The organism is Paraburkholderia sp. RHO2 (assembly GCF_050955445.1).
Taxonomy (GTDB): Bacteria; Actinomycetota; Actinomycetes; order Mycobacteriales; family Mycobacteriaceae; genus Prescottella; species Prescottella agglutinans_A.
The window spans coordinates 427215-451164 of sequence record NZ_CP162617.1; the positions used below are offsets into that span (position 1 = coordinate 427215).

The window sequence follows — 23950 nt, forward strand, 5'->3', positions numbered from 1 at the left end:
ACCGGGTTTGCGAGTCGGCCCGGTTGGGGACCTTTTCCCCTGTCGGTACGCCGTGCTCGGGCGGAGAATGAATGATCGGAGTGGTCAGGTTGCAGACGTGCCCGCCCGGGAGTGACGATGATCCACAAGAGCGCACGCGATCTGTGCGTCGAGCCCAACCTCGCCGACTACGATGCGGTGCGCGCGTCGTTTTCGTGGCGGCAGATGGCACAACGTCTGGACGGTCTGCCCGGCGGTGGAAGGAACATCGCATACGAGGCGCTGGATCGACACGTGGCTGAGGCGGGCGGAAGTCGTGTCGCGTTGCGTTTCGTCTCCGGTGAAGAAACGACGGACATCACCTTCGAGGAACTGCATCGGCTCGCGTGCCGCTTCACCAACGTCCTCCGGAGCCTCGGTGTCGGCAAGGGCGACCGTCTGTTCGTCCTCTCGGGTCGGATACCCGAGTTGTACGTTGCAATGCTCGGGAGTTTGCGTAACGGGACGGTAGTCACGCCGATGTTCTCCGCGTTCGGTCCCGAGCCGATCGCCGCGAGGATGCGATTGGGAGACGCACGGTTGCTCGTGACGACCGACCGGCTGTACCAGCGCAAGGTCGCCGGAATCCGGGAGCAGATCCCAACACTTGAGCACGTTCTGGTGGTGCCGACCGGAACTGCCGACGGTCCACCACCGGGCACGCTCGACTTCGACGCCGCGATGCGCACCGTCGACGATCACGCTGACATCGAGCGGACCGGCCCTGAGGACCCCGCACTGATTCACTTCACGAGCGGCACCACCGGAAGACCGAAGGGCGCCGTCCACGTCCATGACGCGGTGGTCACACACTACGCGACAGGCCTGTATGCCCTGGATCTACATCCCGACGATATCTTTTGGTGCACAGCAGATCCCGGTTGGGTCACCGGCACCTCGTATGGCGTCATCGCCCCGTTGGTCCACGGTGTCACGTCGATCGTCGACGACTCGGACTTCGACGCCGAACGGTGGTACCACCTTCTCGAGAAGCACCGGGTGAGTGTCTGGTACACCGCTCCCACTGCGATCCGCATGCTCATGAAGTCCGGTAGCGATATCGTGCGCCGACATGATTTTCCGGCGTTGCGATTCGTCGCGAGCGTGGGCGAACCTCTCGGACCTGACGCGGTGGTGTGGGGTGACGACGTGCTCGGGCGCCCAGTGCACGACAATTGGTGGCAGACCGAGACCGGCGGCATCATGATCGCCAACACTGCTGCGCAGGACATCAAGCCGGGATCGATGGGGCGGCCGCTCCCGGGGGTGGATGCGACCGTCGTCCGGCGTCTCCCCGGTGGCGGCGTGGAGGAGGTCATGTCCGCGGACACCGACGGCGAGCTCGCGCTGAAGGCCGGGTGGCCCTCCATGTTCCGCGGCTACGTCGGTGACGAGGAGCGGTACCGAAAGTGCTTCGCCGACGGCTGGTACCTCACCGGCGACCTCGTCCGCCGCGACTCCGACGGCTACTTCTGGTTCGTTGGCCGGTCCGACGACGTCATCGAATCTGCGGGGCACCTGATCGGCCCGTTCGAGGTGGAGAACGTGCTGATCGAACATCCGGCAGTCAGCGAGGCTGCGGTGATCGGCAAGCCGGACCCACTGGTCGGCGAGGTCGTCAAGGCGTTCGTGACCCGGACCCCGGACAGTCCGGAACCTTCCGAGGTGGTCCGGCGTGAACTCTTGGCGCACGCTCGGATCCGGCTCGGAGCAGCGGTGGCGCCCAAGGAGATCGAGTTCGTCGACGAACTGCCGCACACGAGGAGTGGGAAGACGATGCGCCGGCTACTGAAGGCGCGAGAGTTGGGCCTACCGGAGGGTGACACCTCCACCCTCGAGACACCGGTCGGCACAGAGCCTGGGAGCACGTGATGACCACGCCACTACCCGCGGATCCGGAATTCGGTCGCAGACTGCTGTTCGACATGGTGCGAATCCGGCGTATGGAGGAGAAGGCAGCGGAACTGTACGGAGCTACGAAGATTCGCGGATTTCTCCACCTGTACGTCGGGGAGGAGGCTGTTGCGGTCGGCGCGCTGCACGCGTTGCGCGCGCAGGACAACATCGTTGCGACCTACCGCGAGCACGGCCACGCCCTCGTCCGCGGAGTGTCGATGAACGCGATCATGGCCGAGATGTTCGGCAAGCGCGAGGGATGCTCACGTGGGCGCGGTGGCTCGATGCACCTCTTCGACGCCGGCACGCACTTCTTCGGGGGAAACGCGATCGTGGCGGGTGGCCTGCCGGTCGCCGTGGGGCTCGCGTTGGCCGACCGGATGCAGGGCCGCCGGAACGTCACCGCATGCTTCTTCGGCGACGGTGCCGTCGCCGAGGGCGCCTTCCATGAATCCATGAATCTGGCTGCCTTGTGGCGCCTTCCGGTGCTGTTCTGTTGCGAGAACAATCTCTACGCGATGGGGACGGCCATCGAACGGGCACAGTCACAGACCGACCTGTGCGTCAAGGCGGCATCCTTCAAGGTTCCAACGCTCAAAGTCGACGGAATGGACGTCTTCGCCAGTCACGCGGCCACGGTGACGGCGGCCGGGCATGTGCGTGAGGGGCACGGTCCGTTCTTCGTCGAGTACTCGACTTACCGTTTTCGTGCGCACTCGATGTTCGACCCGGAACTCTACCGGGACAAGGCGGAGGTCGAGGAATGGAAGAAGCGGGACCCGATCGACGGTTGCCGTGCGCGGCTGGAACAGGAAGGCATCGTGTCTGCGCGTGGTTTCGAGGAGATACAACGCCGCGCCGACGAGGAGGTCCTTGCGGCAGTCGAATTCGCCGATACCGGAACGTGGGAGGACGTAGGGACACTCGAACGTGACGTCATGACGCCGGCTACGGAATCAACAGCGGGGTATGGGGGATGAAGCTCACCTATCGTGAGGCCGTGCGCGACTCGATCCGCGAGGCGCTGCAGTCCGACCCTCGGGTCTTCCTGATGGGTGAGGACGTGGCGCGGTACGGCGGCACGTATGCCGTCTCCAAGGGACTGCTCGACGAGTTCGGGCCGGACCGGGTCCGCGACACACCGCTGTCGGAGCTCGGATTCGTCGGCGTAGGAATCGGTGCGGCACTGGGAGGAATGCGTCCCATCGTCGAGGTGATGACGGTCAACTTCAGCCTCCTGTCCCTCGACCAGATCGTCAATACCGCAGCGGCCCTGCGACACATGTCCGGCGGCCAGTTCTCGGTCCCGCTCGTGGTGCGGATGGCTACAGGTGCGGGAAGGCAACTGGCCGCTCAGCATTCGCACAGTCTCGAGTGCTGGTACGCCCACGTCCCCGGCATCACGGTGCTGGCTCCGGCTACCGTCGAGGATGCGCGTGGAATGCTCGGTCCCGCCCTCGCCGATCCGGATCCGGTGGTCATCTTCGAACATGCGCAGCTGTACAACCGCTCCGACGACATCGAACCAGATCCGGTGGACATCGCGTCGGCGCGGGTGCGCCGGCCGGGCACCGACGTCACGATGATCACTTACGGCGGTTCTCTTCCGAAGACGATGGAGGCGGCGGATCTGTTGGCGGGATCGGGGATCGACGCGGAGGTGATCGATCTGAGGGTGCTGCGCCCGCTCGACGCCGTCACGATCGTAGACTCGGTGCGTCGCACGCACCGCGCGCTCGTCGTCGACGAGGGCTGGCGCTCGGGCAGTCTGGCCGGCGAGATCATGGCCCGCATCGTGGAGGAGGCATTCTTCGATCTCGATGCGCCGCCGGCTCGGGTGTGCAGCCGTGAGGTTCCGATCCCGTACGCACGTCATCTCGAGGAAGCGACGTTGCCGCAGCCCGACCGGATCGTCGCTGCGGCCGCAAGTCTGATGGGGTCCGTTGCAGGGGGTGGGCTTTGATCGAGTTCGCGCTACCGTCACTCGGGGCCGACATGGACGAAGGTCGCCTGAACGAGTGGTTGGTGAAACCGGGCGACACGGTCGAGCGGGGCCAGATTATCGCTGTCGTGGAGACGACGAAGGCTGCGGTCGAGGTCGAGTGCTGGCACGACGGGACCGTCTACGAATTGCTCGTGCCGGTGGGGCGGACGATACCGGTGGGGATGACGATCGCGACGCTGCTCGAGCCCGGGGAGGAGGCGCCGCCTCGACCAGTTGCGCCCCGGGTGCCCGAGAAGCACGGACGCCCCGCTCGGGCCCGAGTGACGCCGGCCGCCCGACGGGAGGCCGCATCGTGCGGTATCGATCTCGGGTCGATCGTCGGGACGGGTCCGGACGGAGCGATCACGCTCGACGACGTCGAGTCGGCGGCTGCCGCAGCGGCACCGGTCGACCGGACGGCTGAAACTCGACGGGCTATCGCCGCGGCGATGAGCCGGTCCAAACGCGAGATACCGCACTACTACCTCACGGAACGGATCTGCCTTGCCCACACACTCGACTGGCTGTCGGAAGCCAACGCCGAACGGTCGGTCACCGAACGGCTACTTCCGGTGGTGTTGCAGGTCAAGGCTGTTGGGCTCGCGGCGAAGAAGTATCCCGACATGAACGGCTTCTGGCGCGACGGGGGCTTCGAGCCTGCAGAGTCGGTGCACGTGGGCGTGGCGATCGCGTTGCGGCAGGGCGGTCTGGTGGCACCCGCTGTCCACGACGTCGTGGACAAGAGTCTCGAGAAGATCGGCGCGGACCTGGTGGATCTGGTGCGCCGCGTTCGGGCGGGCAGCATGCGCAGCTCGGAGATGTCGGATCCGACGCTCACTGTCACCAGCCTGGGCGACGAGGGTGTCGAGTCGGTGATCGGCGTCATTTATCCGCCGCAGGTCGCCTTGGTCGGTTTCGGGCGGACCGTCGCTCGGCCGTGGTCGGTCGATGGCGAGGTGCGGGTGGTCCCGACGGTGGTGGCCAGTCTCGCCGCGGATCACCGCGTGAGCGACGGACGGCGGGGCGCGCTGTTCCTCGCGGAGGTTGCGGATCTGCTGCAGCATCCGGAGCGGATGTGAGAAGGAGGGCCGTGTGAAAGACGCAGACGAGATCCGAGTTTCGCTGATCGAGGCGCTGCGTGCTGTCGCCCCGGAGGTGGGACCGGACGATCTGGTTCCGGATCGTCCGCTCCGCGACCAGATCGATTTGGACTCGATGGACTGGATCAACTTCCTGATGGGTATGAAAACATCTCTGGGGGTAGATGTTCCGGAGGTCGACTATGCACGGCTGATCACCCTCGACGACATGGTGCGCTACGTGCAGGATGTGCGGGCCACGTGACTGTCCGGGGAGCGACCGTCGTCCACATTCCTCGGCGATCTCGTTCGTCCCCTGCCGTACCCCCGTGCAGCCCCTACGGGCCCGGGTCGGGGCGGCCTTCCTCACCGCCGGTGGCCTGTGCAGCGTGGTACTCGTTGAACGCGGCGAAGGCACGCGGACCGTAGACGGTCCCCGGCCCACCGGACATCATGATCGCCACGCCGATTGCCTCGGCCGCCTCCTGCGGCGTGCTGCCCTGCACGGCCGCCCCACGCGCATGCGTGGCGATGCAGCCGTCACATTGGGTGGTCACCGCGATCGCCAAACTGATCAGTTCTTTGGTCTTCGTTTCGAGCGCGCCAGGCGCCACGGATGCCCCGTACAGTTGTCCGAACTTCTCATATACCTGCGGAATCGCATGCCTCAACTCCCGGGCGGGTGCGACCAGTTCCTGCTGAACGTCCTTGCCGTACCCCATGCTGCCTCCGACTGGCCCGCGCGATTCGCTGCCTCTATTGCTGTCACGTTCGTGCCTGAGCCCGTCAGGGGCCCGCGGTGGAGGTGGGTGCGCATATCGACTCGACGAACTGGCCGACAGTGCCGTCGGGAAGGTGGCGGGCAATGTCCGCCTCGCTGATCACCCCGATCAGTCGGTGCTCCTCGATGACCGGGACTCGGCGGACCTGATGTTCCTCCATCACTGCGAGGACGTCGTCGATCTCGGCGTCGGCATCGACGTGGTAGACGCTGCCCTGGGCGAGTTCACCGACGGTCATCACCGAGGGATCGTCGTTCACGGCAACGCACTTGAGGACGATGTCGCGGTCGGTGACGATTCCGTGTAGACGATCGTCGTCGCCGCAGATCGGCAGTGCCCCGACATCGAGTTCCCGCATGCGCTGCGCGGCAGTGGTGACGGTGTCGTGCTCGCCCACGCAGGTCGCCCCGGTGTGCATGATTTCCCGAGCCGTGGTCATGTTCTCTCTCGAACCGTGTTTGCGGGTACTCTGCCCGTTCGAGTCGATGCGTGATCGGTGCCGGAGGGCTACCCCGCTTCGGTCGTTCTGCGTCTACTTGCGGGTGGTCTTCTTGATGTCGACGTGCTTTTCCCGGGAGCCCGACGCGGTGACCGGGATCGATACCGTCAGGATTCCGTCGGTGTAGGTGGCGTCGATCGAATCCTCGTCCGCGCCCGCCGGCAGCACCATCGATCGATAGAAACTCCCGTACCGGAATTCCGATCGTGTTCCCTCTTCCTGTGTCTCTGCACGCTCGGCCTTGATCGTCAACTGCCCTTCCCGAACACTGATGTCGATGTCCTTGGCCGGGTCCATTCCGGGCAGTTCCGCCCGGACCGTGTAACGGTCGTCGCCGAGGTGCTCCTCGACACGAATCATGTGCCCTTCCAACGATGTCCAAGGTGGCATCGACTCGAACCGTGCCATCAGATCGGACCAGTCGGGCAGTGCCGGCCAGTTCGGCACGAGGGCCTGTATCGGCCTGTGCGGTGAATTGACGCTCATGATCGAACCCCTTCCGGCGCGGAAACCCATACTCTGCGCCTGCCACCGCCCTGCGGTTCGGCGCAACCCCTGCATGTTTGGGGCGAGCGGGGCAACACCGCAGACGTCACCCGTCGCGCGGTGCCGACCCGGGATCTCCACGGCCTCGCCGCCCGGGCGCTCGACGCCGCCCTGTTCGACGACGCTGTGGGTTGGGCAGCCCACCGAGCACGAGGCGCCGCATTGAAGGAGGTGGCATTCGCCACTACTGACGTTACTCACCCTCTCTCAGGTGTCAACGGCACCTGACACGACTCTCGGGTGCGCTCGTTTCGGCCCAATTCGTCTGATAGATGGGTCCTTCCCGCGGTGTTGCGAGGCGATAGAGGAGGCTCAGCCGATCGGGTCTCACCGAAAAGTCGGGTCGCGTCGGTGCGAACACCCAGTGCGCGGCATGGGGCCGAAGGTAGTGGCTTTCGCAGCCGTGACGGTTCTCCGCTCGATTCGTGGAAGAGGGCGACAGCGACCGACAGCTATGCGGGTCGTGAAACGCCGCGTCAGAGTGATGTCGGGTACGTTGCGGGGCGTTCTCCGTCGACCCAGGTGCTCGTGTACTCGATGGGTTCGAGTGCGCGGGTGGTATCGATGTGGATGACGGCGTCGAACTGGTCCGAGAGCCGCGCGTGGAAGTAGTGGCTGTATCGTTCGGTCTCGGGCGAATAGATGACGCCGATCGCTCTCTCGAGCCGTGCGGTCCGAAGTGCGTCGGCCACAGCTTTGTCGCTCGCGGTGCGGACGAGAAACGACTCCTTGTCGATCTCATGGAAGAGTTCCTCGACGCTGCCGGCGAGTGCGGGACGGACGATCTTGCGTTCGGCGATGCCTCCCCATTCGCTGGCGGCGGTGACGGTTCCGTGGTGCGTGGTGAACCCGATGAGTCGACACTGGTCCTGATGTCGCTGACGGACCAGATGTCCGAGTGTGAGTTCGCCGTGGGCGCCGGCTTCGGTGGCGTGCGCGTCACCGACGTGGGAGTTGTGGGCCCACACGACCACGCGTGCCGAGGTGTCGTCGTGGCGTTCGAGGTGGGCGATCAGGGCGTCGAGGGTATCGGCCATATGAAGATCGCGGAGGTTCCAGGACGATACGTGCCCATGGAACATCGTCCGATAGTATTCCTCCGCGTTGCGGACGCTCCAAGCGTTGCGCTCGGCGTAGAACTGCTCGTTCTCGGCGGTGATTCCGTCGGCTCGGATGTAGTCGATGGCGTGGCGTTGCAGCTCACGCAGCTGGTCGACTACCTCAGTTTCGCAGGACTCCCCGGCGCCGAAGGCGGCGGCGTACCCGTAAGCCTGACCGTCACTACGCGGGACCTGGTCGAAGCAGGCGTACCGTTGACGTGCCCGGTCGGCGGCCTGTGGGTCGATGAGATCCAGGTAGTCGATGACTTCGTGCATCGATTGGTGCAGGCTGTAGAGGTCGAGTCCGTAGAATCCGGCTGGGGAACCACCGTCGGCGGCGCTGTCGGCGTTGTGTTTTCTGAGCCAGGACGCGAAGTCGAGCATGACCGTGTTGCGCCACATCCAGGCTGGGAAACGCACGAATCCTCGGAGCGACTCCTCTGCCGAGGTGTCCGAACCCTGGTGATGGACGTACCGGTTGACGCGGTAGGCGTCAGGCCAGTCCGCCTCTGCCGCTACCGCCGTGAAGCCCATATCCCTGATGAGGGTGCGGGTGATCTCCGCACGCGCAGCATAGAACTCGTGTGATCCATGGGAGCTCTCGCCGATCAAGACGATCCGCGCGTCGCCGACGAGATCCTGAAGATCGTCGCGGTCGGGAACTCCTGCAGGGGCGTTTCTGCTGGCGAGGCTGACGACTTCGGTCGTGGAAGTGAATCGGCGTTCCCGCATGGTCGGCGCACCGCGACCGACGGTCGATGTGCGTAGCAGAGTGCGCACTTCGGCGTCCGTAACCTGGCGGAAGTCCCAGAACGACTCCCCGACGGCTCGGAACGGGAACGGCATGGTGGCGCAGACGACATCGTCGACCATCGTTTGGAGTTCGCGGCAGGTCGATTCGGGCGCTGCCGGAACGGCAACGACGATCTGTGCCGGATCCTGCTCCCGCAAGGCGTCGACAGCTGCGAACATGCTGGCTCCGGTGGCGAGGCCGTCGTCGACGATGATCACGGTCTTCCCGGTGACGTCGATCGGCGCTTTGCCGCCACGGTAGGCCGCTTCCCGGCGTATGAGCTCTCGTGCTTCACGTTCGACGACGTCGTGCAGATTCTCGGGACTGATGTCGAGATCACGCAAGATGTCGTCGTTGAGGACGATCGACCCGCCACTGGCGAGGGCACCCATGGCGAACTCCTCGTGGCCGGGGACTCCGAGCTTGCGCACCACGAAGGTATCCAGGGGGACACTCAGCGCGGTTGCGACCTCCCACGCGACAGGGACACCTCCGCGGGCGAGGCCGAGCACCACGACATCATCGTTACCCCGGTAAGCCGCCAGCAGCTCTCCGAGGACCTGTCCGGCATCTCTCCGGTCTTGGAAGATGCGGCCGGGCTCGGCCGGCCGAATCTCTGTAGCGCCACTGCTGCTCATGGAGTCGACAACCTTTGCTGTTCACCCGGGTGTCACCTATCCGGGAAGGTGTTCCGCTGCCTTGTCTCGCACAGATGCCCACATGGGCAGGGGGCAGCACGTGTCTGCACGCACACCTACGTTGCCCTGTCTCGGGGTCAGCTCAGTGACCATCCGGTTCTCCGATCCCGGCGGTCCCATTCGCGCTGCCACTGGCGCAGACGGTGTCTGTCGGCCTGCCAATGAAGTGCGAGGATGACGAGTACGCACCCCACCGATCCCAGGGCCCAGACCCCGACCGCAACGCCCACTGCTGCGACGGCGTTGTCCGCACCTGAACGCGGGGCTCCCACGTTGGCGCCGGAGGGATCGATCCAGATAGGCACGGTTTGCCCCGCCTTCGCGCCCGCGTCGACAGTGACCAAGCCGGTGTGCGCGACGCCGTTCATCGACCACCTGGCATGCGCGTGCGCGACAAGGTAACTACTCGAACCTGCGGGCGAGACCAACGGCTGAGGCGCGTCGTCGGTGAGTACGGCAGAGACTTCATGGTTGCGCTCGCGGGCGCCGGTTGTGCCGCTGAGGCGGGCGTAGGTGTTCGTGCCCACCGCACCGGCCACGGGGATCAACAACGCCAGCAAGACTGCGATGACGAGGATCGAGAGAGTCTCGAGTCGATCACTGCCACGCAGGAGAGGGTTACTGCTCCACGGCCTCAGCCGCCACCAGCGGGCGGCAGCGAAGTTGATGTCCGTCATCCCGTCTCCCGGAACGAGTCGATGCACCACAATTGTCTCGCGCACCGACCCGACCAAATAGGGGAATAGGTCCCGTCCTCAGCCTTCGCGTTCTTCGTTCGGACGGAGACGGGGCGGCGGGAAAGGCGATGAGTTTACTTCGTGGCGCTGGAGATCGAGGTCGAAATGCGCGACGGTGCCGTCCAGACGAAGTGCGTGCGACCATCCCAGTTCGGCGATCACCGCAAGCATGAGCGTGTTCTCGGCGAGAATTTCTGCCGTCAGATGATCGACACCACGCTCGAATGCGGCTGCGCTCAGACACATGAGCAGCACGGTGCCGATGCCGTGGCGCTGCTCGTTCTCGTCGACGACGAGAGCAAACTCCGCAGTCGAGTGCCCCCGACCGGTGTCGACGATGACATAGTTGGCTACGCCGATCAGCGCGCCGTCATCGAACGCTCCAAGCGCATAGTGCTCGAAATCCTGTCGACAGATCATTGCCGCCAAAGTGTCGAGCCGGTTCGGTCGCGGCCCACAGAAGCGGAGATGGGCATCGGAGTCCGATAACTGCTCATGTAGCAAACGCACCGCATCGCAGTCGCCGGGTCCGAGATCCCGCACCACGATCCCTCCCGGTGCCTCGCTAGGAGAGGACTCAGCCGCAGGATCGGGGCGCCCCGAGGCCTCGGGAACCTCGTCCATGAGTGCGACCTCCCTACCTTCACCGCTTTCGCGATGGTTGGAGCAACTGCGCGTCCTCAGCGGCGGGCTTCACGTAGCGACTGGTCGGCGGCACGTCTCGAATCTGCGCCCGTCCGGCAACACCACAGATCGATCAGAAGCCGTCGTGCCGTAATTCTCATCGTGCGCCATCCACTCTCCCTGTGTCCAACTCTGCGCATTTCACGCGGAAGAGCACGTTTTCTCCGCCATGATGCACATGGCCTGCACACCTCCGAACGGTGACGCCATGGTCCGCTACGTGCAGGACGCGCAGGTCACGTGATCGTCCCGTGGCCTGCCCGCAACGTCGTCGACGCTCCCGGCGCGGAACACAGTGATGCCCTTGGCGCCCGCGCGCCAGGCGGCGAGGAACACCTCCGATACCAGCTGCACGGATGCCGACTCCGGCAGGAGGACCGTCTTGGACACAGCGGCGTCCACATGTCTCTGCACCGCGGTCTGCATCCGGATGTGCCACTCCGGAGCGATCTCGACGGCGGTGGGGAATGCGGCTCGGAGTTCTTCGGGCACGCAAGGGTTCGATCGCACTGTCCCGGTCTCGAGCACCGCGGCGATGACTGCGTCGCTGTAGCACCCGCGGTCGCGGCAGGCCGTGGTGAAAGCGCGCTCGACTTCGACCACCTCGTGCCCGAGGATCTGCCGTCGTCCACCGATCGCGGTGTACGGTTCGATGCCGGCGCTCGTCCCCGCGAGCAACGAGATGCTCCCGGTGGGGGCGACGGAGGTGACTTGGAGGTTTCGCCGTGCCCGGGCGCCGGCGTCGGGCACTTCCGAGGCGGCGGGGTAGGTGCCGCGCGTGGCGGCCAGTTCGGTGGAGGCATCGTGTGCCGTCTTACTGATGTGCTGGGCGAGATCTTCTGCGAGGTGCACAGCGTCGGCGCTGTCGTACGGAATTCCCAGTACTGCAAGCAATTCGGCGAGGCCCATGAAGCCGAGGCCGATCTTTCGGGTACGTCTGGCGGCGCGGTCCAGCTCGTCGAACGGGTAACGGCTCACATCCACGACGTCGTCGAGGAACCGGACACCGATCCGGACAGTGTCGGTCAGGCGCCCCCAGTCGACGGCCCGGCCGCGCACGCACGCAGCGAGATTCACCGACCCCAGGTTGCAGGACTCGTAAGGGAGTAGGGGCACCTCACCGCACGGGTTGGTCGCTTCGATGCGATCGGGCAGTGGGTGGGCCCGATTGATGCTGTCGAGGAACAGAAGTCCGGGATCGCCGCAGCGGTGTGCGGCCGCGCAGATTGCATCGAACACCTCGGACGCCGAGATCCGGCCGACCGTTGCGCCGGTCCGCGGGTTGATCAGGGGTTGGGGGCCGCCGGACTCGACGGCCTGCAGGAACGAGTCGGGCGCCGCGACCGACAGTGCGAAATGGGGCAGCGCGCCAGGCGTCGAGGCCTTGGACGCGCTGAACTCGAGGATGTCGGGGTGCGATACGTCGAGCGCGCCCATGCAGGCGCCCCGGCGACGGCCGCTTCGCTCGACGACGTCGACCGCGGTGTCGAACAGACGCAGGAAGGACAGGGGCCCACCGGCAGTACCTCCGGTGCTGTCCACACGGTCGCCGGCCGGCCGCAGATGCCCGAACGTGAATCCCGTACCGGCGCCGGCCTGGTGCAGTAGTGCCGTCTGCTTCAGCGTCGTGAAGATCGACGACAGCGAATCCTCCAGTGGAAGCACGAAACAGCCCGAGAGGACGCCGAGGCGGGTGCCGGCGTTCATCAACGTCGGTGAGTTCGGCAGGAACGCCAGGTGCCGCATGACCGCCGAGAACTGCCGCGCCCAGCGCTCCGTCGAGCCCGGTTCGTACCGGTCCTCGGCACGCGCGACGAAGGTCGCGACTGCATCGAACAGGTCCGCGGCCGTACCGGCGACATGGCCACCGGCGTCGCGACGCAGGTACCGTTCTTCGAGCATCGCCTGTGCGGACGCGGTGAGCTCGGGGACAGCGTCCATCGTCGGACTCATCCCGTACCGGCCGGTGGTCGACCGATCGGAAGTCCGAGCGATGTCCTCTCGCAGACCCGTCGTAGATCGGTTGCAGTGACGATGCCCACCAAGTGACCGTCGGCATCGACGACTGTGATCAGGTCCAGCCCTGGTCGGAGGACGGCGGTCGCCAACACGTTCTCCACGCGGGCGTCGGGATGGACGCGCGCTCCGTCGGCGAGCGGCCGAGCGAGTCCGGCCACCGCACCGGACCGGTCGCGGGCGCGCGTGAGGTCCTGCAGAGAGAGGACGCCCACCGGACGACCGAAACGGTCGACGACTGGGAAAGTGTGGTGGCGCAGGCCGGGCAGAACGTCGGCGACGAACGCATGTATGCCGTCGTCGGCGTGGACGACAACCGGGGACGGGGTCATGATCTGCCCGATCTGTAAGTCGCCCAACTGATGTCGCATCGAGGCGCTCATCAGTTCGACGTTTGCTGCACTGCGCAGGAACCAACCGAGCAGCATCAACCACAGACCGCCGATGCCGTGGGCATACAGCGCCTGGAACGCGCCGAGGACGATCAGAGCCAGCCCGAGCGCACGTCCGCTACGGGCGGCGCCGACTGTCGCCGAGAGACGGTCACCGCTGCGCCGCCACAGGATCGCGTGCAAAACTCGGCCCCCGTCGAGAGGCGCGCCCGGAAGCAGATTGAACACGGCCAGAATGACGTTCGTGATTCCGAGCCAGGCCAGCGATGCCGTGACCACGGGGTCGACGGCGTCGCGGAGAACGATTGTGAGCCCTATCGACACGATTCCGATGGCGAGGCTGGTCAGCGGACCGGCCAGGGTGATCCTGAGTTCGGTCCGAGGATCCGCGGGTTCGCCTCGAAGCTCCGACATGCCGCCGAGGAGCCACAGCGTGATCCGTCGGACTGGTACGCCGTGCTGAACCGCGACAACCGAGTGCGCCAACTCGTGCGCCGCCAGCGATGCCACGAACACCACGGCTGCCGCGGCACCGACGGACCAGTACAACGCCGTCGACCGGCCCGCATACTCGGCCGGCAGGATCGACCCGGCCAGCAGGACGGTGATCAATCCCAAGGTCACCAATAGCGACCAGTGGAGGTACAGCCGGACCCTGAACACCCTGCCGATCGGTATCGACCACTTCAGCATCGGCCACCTCGCCCCGCGCGTTTGCTGTCCCCCGTATTCCACAGCTTTCAGCGGCAGTGCGCGAGAGTCGTTGGTCATCTGGTGCTCCGGCAGGCAGTGCCTACTGACGTGACCGGAGCGCGGACGAGGTATTGCCGGCGGATCGGCACGGCAGCCCGAGAACTCAGGACGGCGGTCCCTGGTTTCCGGGACGCCGGGCGAGTGAGCGTGGACGGCGAACACGGCGATCGTGTTCCGGCAGACGCCCGCCACCCGGTCGGCGCAGCCGCGACCGAAGGAAGTACCCGTGAGTGCAATCGAGGTGTCCCCGAACGAGGCGGTGGAGACGGTATCGGGCCGTCGTTCCCGCGCGTGGGCGTACTGCGGCGTCGTCGCCGGCGTTGCCGGTGTTGTCGGCATCCAGGCGAGCGGCATGATCGACGCCGCGTACACCGAGAACATCGCCGGCAACGCCGGCGCGATCGCGCACCGACTGGCCGACCAGCGGACCGCGATCGTCGTCATGCATACCTCGCTGATGATCGCCTGCCTGCTGATGCTCGTCTTCGCGGCCGGGACGGCCCGCCGACTCGCCGACCGCCTGCCCGAGGGCACGCTGCTGCCCGCGGTGGCCGCCGGTGGCATGGTCGTCACCAGCGCCGCGTGCCTGCTCGGCACCGGATTCACCACCGAGCTGCTGTTCGGGCTCGGCCACCTGGACGAACTCGTGCCCGAGTACGCGGTGGTGGGTGCGCACTGGATGGGGACCATCCCGTGGCTGTGGGCGGGCGTCGGCGTGAGCGCGCTGGCGGTGGCATCGGCGCTGCTGCGGCACGGCGCGGGCCCACGCTGGATCGGCTGGGTCTCGGTGGTTCTCGGCGGGCTGACGGCGCTGTTCGGGGTCTCCCCGTTGCAGTACATGGCGGGATTCACCGGACCGGTGTGGGTGTTGGTGGCCGCCGCCGGTTTCGCGTTCGGTGACCGGGTACGCCCGTAGCCGTTCATACTGCTGAGGCGGCGGACCGAGCGGCGGAGGGGACATGACAGAGCGAAGCACGGGGGGTGCCCCGATCGCCGCAGCGGCGGTGGCGGTGACGTGTTGGACGATCGTGGTTCTCGCCCTCGTCGTGTTCTTCGCGGCCGCACCGTCGATCGACGAGAACCAGCTGTTCTTTCTCGTCGACGTCGTCGGCGGCGCGGTGTACGGCACGGTGGCGGGGGTCGTGCTGGCGCGGCGGATCCACCCGGTGCCGATCATTCTGGGGGTCGCGGCGATCGGGATCGCGCTCGCGGCGTTCGGCTACGCCTGGTCGCAGTGGGCGGAGATCCATCCGGGGCTGCCGTGGGTGGACGTGATCTCGCCGCTGCAGAACACGGCGTGGATTCCGGGCACGTTGGCGCTGTTCCTCGTCATTCCGTGGCTCGTGCGGGACCATCGGCTCGACGCCGTCGGCCGCGTCGGTGTGGTCGCGGGCACCGCGGTCACGGCGGGGTACTTCTGGGCCCGGACGTTCACCGACGTGCCCGAGGCGTCCCTGCTCGCACCGGTCGTGGTCGTGGGGTTCGCGGCCGCGGCGGACGCGGCCCGGCGGTGGCGCCGCGGACCGGTCGACGAACGGGTCGGGCTCGGGTGGCTCGCCCTGGGGACGGCGCTGATGGCGTTGTCGTTCGTGCCGCTGATGATGCCGCCGGCGTGGCCGGGCCTGTGGATGTTCACGCCGGTGATGCATCTGGTGGTGCAGCCGTTCTTCCTCGCGGCCATCTTCGTGTCGATTCTGCGGCAACGCATGTGGGGGCTGGACCTGGTGGTGAGTCGGGCGGTGGTGGCCGGCAGCCTGACGGCACTGCTGATCGCGCTGTACGCGGCGGTCGCGACGATCCTGGCCAAGCTGCTGCCGGCCGGCGCCTCGACCGGCGCCCAGGTGGTCGCCGCGGCCGTCGTCGCGGTCGCGGTGCAGCCGGCGCGAATCTGGTTGCAGCGCAGGGTGCACCGCCTGATCTACGGCGTCGGCGCCGAGCCCGGCCGTGCGGTCCGGGAACTGGGCCGGCACTTCGGGAGCGCGGAGTCACCCGCTGAACTGCTCGACGGGCTCGCCGCCGGCGTGGGGCTCGGCCTGCGGCTCGAATCGGTGACGGTGCTCCGCGTCGACGGTGCGGTCGCCGCGAGCTGGGGCACCGCGACGGGGTCGGTCGAGTCCGTGGAGTTGGTGCACCGGGGTGCGCCGGTCGGACGCCTCGAGGTCACGGCACCGCCGGGGGAGTCGCTCGGGATCCGGTCCCGGAAGTCGTTGGGGGAGTTGGCCGCGGTGGTCACCGCCGGGCTGGTCGTGTTGCAGTCCTCGGAGGACCTCGCGGCCGCCCGGCAGCGGCTCGCCTCGGTGCGCGTCGAGGAACGCCGCGTGATCCGCCGCGAACTGCACGACGGCCTCGGGCCGTCGCTCGCGGGGATACGGTTGGGGCTGCAGGGCGTTCGGAACCTCCTGCCGGAGGATCCGGTGGCCGCGTCGGCGCTGCTCGACTCGCTGCAGGAACAACTCGACCATCAGGTCGACGGGGTCCGGTCGCTCTCCCGCAGCCTCTTCCCGCCGGTCCTCGACGAGTTGGGTCTGGCCGCGGCGTTCGACGAACTCGCCGCCGGACACGCCCGCAGCGGGTTCGTGCTCGACGTCGCGGCCGATGTCCCGCCCGAGCTGAGCCGACAGATCAGCGCCGCGGCGTATGGCATCGCGGTCGAAGCCGTCACCAACGCGCGCCGGCACAGCGGCGCGGCCGGCTGCCGGATCGAGGCGTCGTGCGACACGGATCCGGCGGGCGCGCCTGTGCTCACCGTCGTCGTCCGTGATCACGGGCGCGGGTTCCATCCCGGCGAATCCGTCGGCGTCGGGACGCGATCGATGCGCGAGCGCGCCGACGAACTCGGCGGCACCGTCGTCATCGAATCCGGTTGTCCCTCCGGCACGGTCGTCACGGCCCGGCTACCGTTGGCGGCATGGTGAACCGCATCGCCGTCGCCGTCGTCGACGACCATCCCGTGTTCCGGCTGGGGATGGTCGCGCTGCTGTCCACCCTCGACGGCTTCGACGTCGTCGCGCAGGCCAGTTCGGCGGCCGAGGCGCTCGAGGTCGTGACCGACGACGTCGACGTGGTGTTGATGGACCTCGAGCTGGGCGACGGTTCGGGGATCGATGCGACGGCGACGCTGTGCGCCCGGCACCCCGACATCCGGGTTCTGGTCGTGACGATGCACGAGGACGAGGACTCGCTGATCGCGTCCATTCGTGCCGGGGCGCGGGGCTACCTGGTCAAGGGCGCCGCTCCCGACGAGGTGGAGCGCGCGATCCGGGCCGTCGCGCACGGCGACATGATCGTCGGGGCCGCCGTGGCGGCCAAGGCGCTCACCGCAGTCTCCTCGCCGCGCCCGACCAGCGCGGTGTTCCCGGAACTGACCGACCGCGAGCGCGAGGTGCTCGACCTGATCGCGCGCGGGCACGACAATGCGACCATCTCGCGGCGACTCGTGCTGAGCCCCAAGACCGTTCGCAATCACGTGTCGAACGTGTTCGCCAAGCTGGGGCTGCCGGACCGGTCCGCGGCGATCGTGCGGGCGCGGGAGGCGGGGCTGGGCGTGTGACGGTCAGACGGCGGCCGTCGATGTCGTCGGCAGGAACGTGAAGCCGAAGCCGACATTCGTGGTGTTGGTCGGGTCCGGGCCGGCGCCCGGCGCGGTGACCCGGACCCGTGGGATGTCTCGCGGGGCGGGCGGCAGCGTCGGGCTGTCCTGCCAGTCCGGCTGGGCGGCCTGCAGTTCCAGCGCGATCTCGATGAGCGCGGCCTCGTCCCACGGGCGACCGCCGATCTGGACACCGAACGGCAGGCCCGTGGCGGCCGACCGGCCCGCGGGCGTGCAGATCACCGGCGCCCCGGTGAGATTGGCCCAGCCGACAGTTCCGGTCACGCCCTCGAACACCGAGACGCCCGCGATCTCGACTCGCTCGGACCCGTCGACCTTCGACCCGGGCACGAGGATCGCGTCGAGGGCGCCGTCGGCGAACATGCGGTTGTACTCGTGCTGGTAGATCAGCCGGTTGCGGGCGGCCGTCATGTAGTCGATCGACGGAACCGCGAGCGTCGCCAGGGCGCCGGTGACGAGCGCACCGTACTTGAGCCGGTAGGCGCCCAGCCGGTCCTGGAACTGACTGTGATAGCCGCCCACCTCCGCCATGTCGCCGGTCAGCAGGTTCGGTCGCGCGACCGGCAGCGCGACGTCGACGGTGATGCCGCCGAGACGTCGGACGAGGTCGAGATAGTTGTCGAACAGCACGCGGAGCGGGTGGGGCAGCGCGTCGACGCTCGCCCGCACCACGCCGAAACGCTTGCCGGACAGCGGTGTCGGACCGCCCTTGGCGGACAGCGGATAGCCGCCGTCCGGTACCGCGGGGCCGGTCGAGGTGGTCGGATCCTCCGGGTCCACGCCCGCCATGAAGCCGAGCAGCAGGGCCGCGTCGGCGACGCTGCGTCCCATAGGCCCGACGTGGTCGCGGGTCCACGTCAACGGGATGACCCCGCGCATGCTGCAGCGCCCGAACGTCGGCTTGATCGACGTGATGCCGCACGCACTGGCGGGCAACCTCAGTGAGCCGCCGGTGTCGGTTCCCGTCGCGAGCGGCGCGAATCGCGCCGCGAGGACGGCCGCGCTGCCGCCGGACGAGCCGCCGGGCGAGAACCGGGTGTTCCACGGGTTGCCCACCTGCTCGGTGGCGACGCCGAGCGCGAACTCGTCGGTGTGGGCGTGGCCGAGGAGCACCATGCCCGCGTCGCGCAACCGCCGCCACACGGTGGAGTCGCCGGCCGCGATGTTGCCGTCGAGGACCCGGCTCGACGCCGTCAGCGGCAGACCGGACACCGCGAACAGGTCCTTGAGTGCGAGCGGGATCCCGCACACCAGCGGGGCGGGCCCGTCGGCGGCGCGGCCCTTCCCGGACAGTCGCTGCGCCGCCGCGTCGGCGGCCTCGTAGGCCATCTCCGGGTAGATCCGGACCCACCCGCCGATCTCGCCGTCGAACCCGGTGCTGCGCGCGATGCAGGCGTCGAGCAGTTCGCGCGGGTGCAGGGCACCGGACTGCAGCAGGCTCGCGGCTTCCACCGCGCACAGTAGGGCGGGGTCGGTGACGGTGATCGAGTCGGGCGCGGGCAGGTTGGGTGGAGCGCTCGTGCGGCGGGGCCGGGCTCCGGCGGAGCTGGTGGTCGCGAGGGTTGCCGCTCCGGCGGCGCCGAGTGCAGCGGCGCCCAGAAATCCTCGACGTGTCACACCGAGCCTGCGCTCGCTCCCCGTGTCGCTCATCGAGTTCGATCCTCCCAGTCGCTTCCCCACCGAGGGGTATCGGCTCGGTGTGACCGGACGTTTCGGACAGGGGGTGTCGGGGGAACCGGTGATCGCCTCGGTCACACAGCGGGATCGCTTCGGTCCTTTCCGTCAACTGAAACACGTTCTAAGGTGGGTCGGGCCGAGGTCTGTGCCGGTACGGGTAGCTGTAGCGGCACGCAGACGAGAACAGGAAGGAACACCGTGACCACAGAGGCGTTCATTTATGAAGCCATCCGAACCCCGCGCGGACGGGGCAAGGCCTCCGGATCGCTGCACTCGGTCAAGCCGATCGACCTGGTCACCGGGCTGATCGGGGAGCTGCGCACCCGGTTCCCGAATCTCGACGAGGACCGCATCTCCGACATGATCCTCGGTGTCGTCTCGCCGCTCGGTGACCAGGGCGCCGACATCGCGCGCACCGCGGTCACGGTCGCCGGCCTGCCCGACACCGTCGGCGGCGTGCAGATCAACCGCTTCTGCGCCTCCGGCCTCGAGGCCGTGAACATGGCCGCGCAGAAGGTCCGGTCCGGCTGGGACGAGCTGGTCATCGCCGGCGGAGTCGAGTCGATGTCGCGCGTGAAGATGGGCTCGGACGGCGGACCCTGGATGCTGGACCCCGCCACCAACTTCGACACCTATCTGGTGCCGCAGGGCATCGGCGCCGACCTCATCGCCACCATGGAGGGCTTCACCCGCGAGGACGTCGACGCCTACGCGGTGCGCTCGCAGGACCTCGCCGCCAAGGCGTGGGCGGGCGGCTACTTCGCCAAGTCCGTCGTCCCGGTCAAGGACATCAACGGCATCACCGTCCTCGACAACGACGAGCACATGCGTCCCGGCACCACGGTGGAGACCCTGGCGGCTCTGTCTCCGTCGTTCGCCGGCATCGGTGAGATGGGTGGCTTCAACGCCGTCGCGTTGCAGAAGTACCACATGGTCGAAAAGATCAACCACGTCCACCACGGCGGCAACAGCTCCGGCATCGTCGACGGCGCCGCGCTGGTGCTCATCGGCAGCGAAGGCGCAGGGCAGGCGATGGGCCTGACCCCGCGCGCCCGCGTCGTCGCCACCGCCACCTCCGGCGCGGACTCGACCATCATGCTCACCGGCCCCACGCCCGCCGCGCACAAGGTGCTCGCGCAGGCCGGCCTGACCGTCGACGACATCGACCTGTTCGAGATCAACGAGGCGTTCGCGTCCGTCGCGATGAAGTTCCAGAAGGACCTGAAGATCCCGGACGAGAAGCTCAACGTCAATGGCGGCGCCATCGCCATGGGCCACCCGCTCGGCGCGACCGGCGCGATGATCACCGGCACCATGGTCGACGAGCTCGAGCGTCGCGGCGCCAAGCGTGCCCTGGTGACCCTCTGCATCGGCGGCGGCATGGGCGTAGCAACCATCATCGAGCGCGTCTGACGCTCACGAATCAATCAGGAGAGACGAAACAGTGAGCGATCAGAACATCATCGGCTGGGAGCAGGACGCCGACGGCATCGTCGTGCTCACCATCGACGACCCGAACCAGGGCGCGAACACCATGAACGACCGGTACATCTCCTCGATGCGGGAGACCGTCGACCGGCTGTACGCGGAGAAGGATGCCATCACCGGTGTCGTGCTCACCTCCGGCAAGAAGACCTTCTTCGCCGGCGGTGATCTGAAGAACATGATCAAGGCGGGTCCCGAGGACGCCGAGCACATCTACAACCACAGCCTCAACCTCAAGGCCGACCTGCGCCGCCTCGAGACCCTCGGCAAGCCGGTTGTCACCTGCATCAACGGCGCCGCGCTCGGCGGCGGCCTGGAGATCGCGCTGGCCACCCACCACCGCATCGCCGCGGACGTCAAGGGCGTCAAGATCGGCCTGCCCGAGGTCACCCTGGGCTTGCTGCCCGGCGGCGGCGGCGTCGTCCGCATGGTCCGCAAGTTCGGCATCATGACGGCCCTGACCCAGCACCTGATGCAGGGGCAGCAGCGCGGGCCGCAGCAGGCCCTCGAGGCCGGCGTCATCGACGAGGTCGTGTCCTCGGTCGACGAGCTGGTCCCGGCCGCCAAGGCGTGGATCAAGGCCAACCCCGAGTCCGGCGTGCAGCCGTGGGACGTCAAGGGTTACAAGGTCCCCGGCGGCACCCCGGCCACCCCGGCGTTCGCGGCGAACCTGCCCGCGATCCCGGCGAATGTGCGCAAGCAGATCAAGGGCGCGCCGATGCCGGCGCCGCGCGCGATCCTCGCCGCCGCCGTCGAGGGCAGCCAGGTCGACATCGACAACGCCCTGAAGATCGAGTCCCGCTACTTCACCTCGCTGGTCACCGGCCGTGTCGCGAAGAACATGATCCAGGCGTTCTTCTTCGACATGCAGGCCATCGGCTCGGGTGCGTCGCGTCCCAAGGACATCCCCAAGCGCGAGATCAAGAAGGTGGGCGTCCTCGGCGCCGGCATGATGGGCGCCGGCATCGCCTACGTGTGCGCCAAGGCCGGAATCCCGGTGGTGCTCAAGGACGTCACGATCGAGGCGGCCGAGAAGGGCAAGGGGTACGCCGAGAAGCTTGAGGCCAAGGCGCTCTCGCGGGGCAAGACCACCGAGGAGAAGTCGCAGGCGCTGCTGTCGCTGATCACGCCGACCGCGGACCCGGCCGACTTCGCCGGTGTCGACTTCGTGGTCGAGGCCGTGTTCGAGTCGCCCGACCTGAAGAAGAAGGTGTTCCAGGAGATCGAGGACATCGTCGAGCCCGACGCCCTGCTCGGCTCGAACACCTCGACGCTGCCGATCACCGACCTCGCGACCGGCGTCAAGCGGGCCGAGGACTTCATCGGCATCCACTTCTTCTCGCCGGTCGACAAGATGCCGCTGGTGGAGATCATCCGCGGTGAGAAGACCTCGGACGAGACGCTGGCGCGCGTGTTCGACTTCGTGCAGGCGATCCGCAAGACCCCGATCGTCGTCAACGACTCGCGCGGCTTCTTCACCTCGCGCGTCATCGGCACGTTCGTCAACGAGGCCATCGGCATGGTCGCCGAGGGCATCGAGCCCGCCACGATCGAGCAGGCGGGCATGCAGGCCGGCTACCCGGCCGCGCCGCTGCAGCTGTCGGACGAGCTGAATCTGACCCTCATGCAGAAGATCCGCGCCGAGTCGAAGGCCGCCGCGCTCGCCGAGGGCAAGGAACTCCCGGCCGACCCGGCCGGCGACGTCATCAACTACCTCGTCGAGGGCAACGACCGCAAGGGCCGCCTCGGCGGTGCGGGCTTCTACGACTACGCCGACGGCAAGCGCGTCGGCCTCTGGCAGGGCCTGCGGGACCACTTCAACTCCGGCTCGAACCAGGCCCCGATCCAGGACCTGATCGACCGCATGCTGTTCATCGAGGCCATCGAGACGCAGAAGTGCTTCGACGAGGGCGTCATCACGTCCACCGCCGACGCCAACATCGGCTCGATCATGGGCATCGGGTACCCGGCCTGGACCGGTGGCGTCAGCCAGTTCGTCGCCGGTTACCCGGGCGGCACGGCCGGCTTCGTCGCGCGCGCGGAGGAGCTGGCCGCGAAATACGGCGAGCGCTTCACCCCGCCGGCGTCGCTGAAGGGCTGATCTCGGCTGTAAATCCGCCCCGGGTGCCATGTCGGCGCCCGGGGCGGTTCGCATTTGTGAAGGATTCCTCTCGGGATCCGAGAGGAATCCTTCAGGATCAGCTTGCGCCGGGGTCGGATGCGGCGAGCACCGTTCCCGATCCGGTCCGCGCATCGACAACTCGAAGACTCGAGGTAGCGTCCAACCTGTGGTTTTCCGCGAGGCGGGAAAGACCCTGGGCCGACGCCCCGGGCATCGTTAGGTTCTCCCCAGTGTGGTCCGGGACACAGGGTCGCGGACTTCCGAGCGAACGGAGAATCACCATGCTGGCGTTGAGTTTCCCCGAGGGAGCGGCCCTGATCTTCGGTGGTAGCGGCGGCATCGGCCGCGGTGTCGCTCGCGAGTTCGCGCGGGCCGGAACGGCTGTCGCGGTCTGCTACAACTCCAAGCGCGACGTCGCCGAGGAGACCGTCGCCGAGCTGCAGGCTCTCGGGGTCAAGGCCAGTGCGCACCAGGTCGACGTCCGCGACGAGGACGCCGTCACACGCGTGCTCGACGACGTCGTCGCCGAGCATTCCAGGATCCACACTCTCGTGTGGGGCGCCGGTCCGGTGGTCGACCAGATCACCGTCGCCGAGACAACGCCGGCGCAGTACCGGCGGTCCGTCGAGATCGAGACGCTCGGGATGTACACCGCCGTCCACGCCGTGCTGCCGCACTTCCGCCAGTGTGGCGGGGGCTCGATCGTCCATCTCGGTTCGGCCGGTGACCACTGGTTCCCGACGCTCGACGGGCTCTCGGTGATCCCGAAGGCCGCCAACGAGGCCTTGGTCCGCGGCGTCGCGAAGGAGGAGGGCGCCAACAACATCCGCGCCAACTCGGTGCTGGTCGGCGTGATCGAGGCGGGCATGTTCCTCGAACTCCAGGCGCAGGGCGTGTTCGACGAGGAGTGGACGCGGGAGGTGCACAAGCTCGTTCCGCTGAAGCGTTGGGGCAAGCCCGCAGACATCGGGGCGGCAGCCGTCTTCCTCGCCTCGGATCAGGCCAACTATATTACGGGGCAGCAGATTTCGGTGTCAGGTGGTTTCGGTGTCTAACCTGGCGTAGTGAGAGGACGTGGC

At 67.5% G+C, this 23950-nt stretch carries 20 protein-coding genes; 11 read left to right on the plus strand and 9 right to left on the minus strand.

The features are described from left to right. Window positions 1-117 precede the first annotated feature (117 nt). From acsA to ABTV10_RS01955, 5 genes are read left to right on the plus strand one after another with little or no spacing between them, the layout of a single operon-like run. On the plus strand, window positions 118-1890 hold the full coding sequence (gene acsA / locus ABTV10_RS01935; protein WP_499032161.1) for an acetate--CoA ligase: 1773 nt from the start codon (window positions 118-120) through the stop codon (window positions 1888-1890). Beyond that, window positions 1890-2894: a pyruvate dehydrogenase (acetyl-transferring) E1 component subunit alpha gene (pdhA, locus tag ABTV10_RS01940; RefSeq protein WP_499032162.1), complete on the plus strand. Its 1005-nt coding sequence runs from the start codon at window positions 1890-1892 to the stop codon at window positions 2892-2894. Before acsA ends, pdhA begins: the two co-directional genes overlap by 1 nt. Then, window positions 2891-3877 (plus strand): alpha-ketoacid dehydrogenase subunit beta, encoded by a 987-nt coding sequence (locus ABTV10_RS01945; protein ID WP_499032163.1) that lies wholly within the window; start codon window positions 2891-2893, stop codon window positions 3875-3877. The genes pdhA and ABTV10_RS01945 overlap by 4 nt, the downstream gene beginning before the upstream one ends. Continuing rightward, window positions 3874-4977 carry a dihydrolipoamide acetyltransferase family protein gene (locus tag ABTV10_RS01950; protein WP_499032165.1) on the plus strand — a complete coding sequence of 368 codons (1104 nt, stop codon included), beginning with the start codon at window positions 3874-3876 and terminating at the stop codon, window positions 4975-4977. Before ABTV10_RS01945 ends, ABTV10_RS01950 begins: the two co-directional genes overlap by 4 nt. A gap of 13 nt (window positions 4978-4990) precedes the next feature. Beyond that, the gene (locus tag ABTV10_RS01955) at window positions 4991-5242 is read left to right on the plus strand and encodes an acyl carrier protein (protein WP_499032166.1); all 252 of its coding nucleotides are present in this window, start codon (window positions 4991-4993) and stop codon (window positions 5240-5242) included. A 73-nt stretch (window positions 5243-5315) separates the two neighbouring features. Here ABTV10_RS01955 and ABTV10_RS01960 read toward each other — a convergent pair whose 3' ends face one another. The 8 genes from ABTV10_RS01960 to ABTV10_RS01995 form a co-directional block, all read right to left on the minus strand. Continuing rightward, window positions 5316-5699 carry a carboxymuconolactone decarboxylase family protein gene (locus ABTV10_RS01960; RefSeq protein ID WP_499032168.1) on the minus strand — a complete coding sequence of 128 codons (384 nt, stop codon included), beginning with the start codon at window positions 5697-5699 and terminating at the stop codon, window positions 5316-5318. A 64-nt stretch (window positions 5700-5763) separates the two neighbouring features. Then, entirely contained in the window at window positions 5764-6198 is a 435-nt protein-coding gene (locus ABTV10_RS01965) for a CBS domain-containing protein (RefSeq protein WP_499032169.1), read from the minus strand. Window positions 6199-6291: 93 nt separating this feature from the next. Further along, on the minus strand, window positions 6292-6744 hold the full coding sequence (locus ABTV10_RS01970; RefSeq protein WP_499032170.1) for an Hsp20/alpha crystallin family protein: 453 nt from the start codon (window positions 6742-6744) through the stop codon (window positions 6292-6294). A 536-nt stretch (window positions 6745-7280) separates the two neighbouring features. Next, window positions 7281-9335 (minus strand): erythromycin esterase family protein, encoded by a 2055-nt coding sequence (locus ABTV10_RS01975; protein ID WP_499032171.1) that lies wholly within the window; start codon window positions 9333-9335, stop codon window positions 7281-7283. Between the two features lie 137 nt (window positions 9336-9472). Beyond that, window positions 9473-10072: an Rv1733c family protein gene (locus tag ABTV10_RS01980; RefSeq protein ID WP_499032172.1), complete on the minus strand. Its 600-nt coding sequence runs from the start codon at window positions 10070-10072 to the stop codon at window positions 9473-9475. A gap of 78 nt (window positions 10073-10150) precedes the next feature. Further along, window positions 10151-10756, minus strand: coding sequence for a GNAT family N-acetyltransferase (locus ABTV10_RS01985; RefSeq protein WP_499032173.1), 606 nt, complete (start codon window positions 10754-10756; stop codon window positions 10151-10153). 276 nt (window positions 10757-11032) lie between these two features. After that, the gene (locus ABTV10_RS01990) at window positions 11033-12757 is read right to left on the minus strand and encodes an adenosylcobalamin-dependent ribonucleoside-diphosphate reductase (RefSeq protein WP_499032174.1); all 1725 of its coding nucleotides are present in this window, start codon (window positions 12755-12757) and stop codon (window positions 11033-11035) included. Between the two features lie 8 nt (window positions 12758-12765). Then, window positions 12766-13917, minus strand: coding sequence for a site-2 protease family protein (locus tag ABTV10_RS01995; protein WP_499032175.1), 1152 nt, complete (start codon window positions 13915-13917; stop codon window positions 12766-12768). A 286-nt stretch (window positions 13918-14203) separates the two neighbouring features. Between ABTV10_RS01995 and ABTV10_RS02000 the strand changes: the two genes are divergently transcribed. From ABTV10_RS02000 to ABTV10_RS02010, 3 genes are read left to right on the plus strand one after another with little or no spacing between them, the layout of a single operon-like run. Next, window positions 14204-14893 carry a hypothetical protein gene (locus ABTV10_RS02000; RefSeq protein ID WP_499032177.1) on the plus strand — a complete coding sequence of 230 codons (690 nt, stop codon included), beginning with the start codon at window positions 14204-14206 and terminating at the stop codon, window positions 14891-14893. Between the two features lie 43 nt (window positions 14894-14936). After that, window positions 14937-16892: a sensor histidine kinase gene (locus ABTV10_RS02005; protein WP_499032178.1), complete on the plus strand. Its 1956-nt coding sequence runs from the start codon at window positions 14937-14939 to the stop codon at window positions 16890-16892. Next, on the plus strand, window positions 16886-17527 hold the full coding sequence (locus ABTV10_RS02010; RefSeq protein ID WP_499032179.1) for a response regulator: 642 nt from the start codon (window positions 16886-16888) through the stop codon (window positions 17525-17527). Before ABTV10_RS02005 ends, ABTV10_RS02010 begins: the two co-directional genes overlap by 7 nt. A 3-nt stretch (window positions 17528-17530) precedes the next feature. Here the strand turns inward: ABTV10_RS02010 and ABTV10_RS02015 are convergent, their stop codons facing one another. Further along, a complete protein-coding gene (locus ABTV10_RS02015) occupies window positions 17531-19237 on the minus strand; it encodes an amidase (protein WP_499032180.1) in 1707 nt (568 codons plus the stop codon). 225 nt (window positions 19238-19462) lie between these two features. Between ABTV10_RS02015 and ABTV10_RS02020 the strand changes: the two genes are divergently transcribed. From ABTV10_RS02020 to ABTV10_RS02030, 3 genes are all read left to right on the plus strand, one after another. Further along, window positions 19463-20677, plus strand: coding sequence for an acetyl-CoA C-acetyltransferase (locus ABTV10_RS02020; RefSeq protein ID WP_433609348.1), 1215 nt, complete (start codon window positions 19463-19465; stop codon window positions 20675-20677). A 31-nt stretch (window positions 20678-20708) separates the two neighbouring features. After that, window positions 20709-22850: a 3-hydroxyacyl-CoA dehydrogenase NAD-binding domain-containing protein gene (locus ABTV10_RS02025; RefSeq protein WP_499032182.1), complete on the plus strand. Its 2142-nt coding sequence runs from the start codon at window positions 20709-20711 to the stop codon at window positions 22848-22850. Window positions 22851-23152: 302 nt separating this feature from the next. Next, the gene (locus tag ABTV10_RS02030) at window positions 23153-23926 is read left to right on the plus strand and encodes an SDR family NAD(P)-dependent oxidoreductase (RefSeq protein ID WP_499032183.1); all 774 of its coding nucleotides are present in this window, start codon (window positions 23153-23155) and stop codon (window positions 23924-23926) included. Window positions 23927-23950 lie beyond the last annotated feature (24 nt).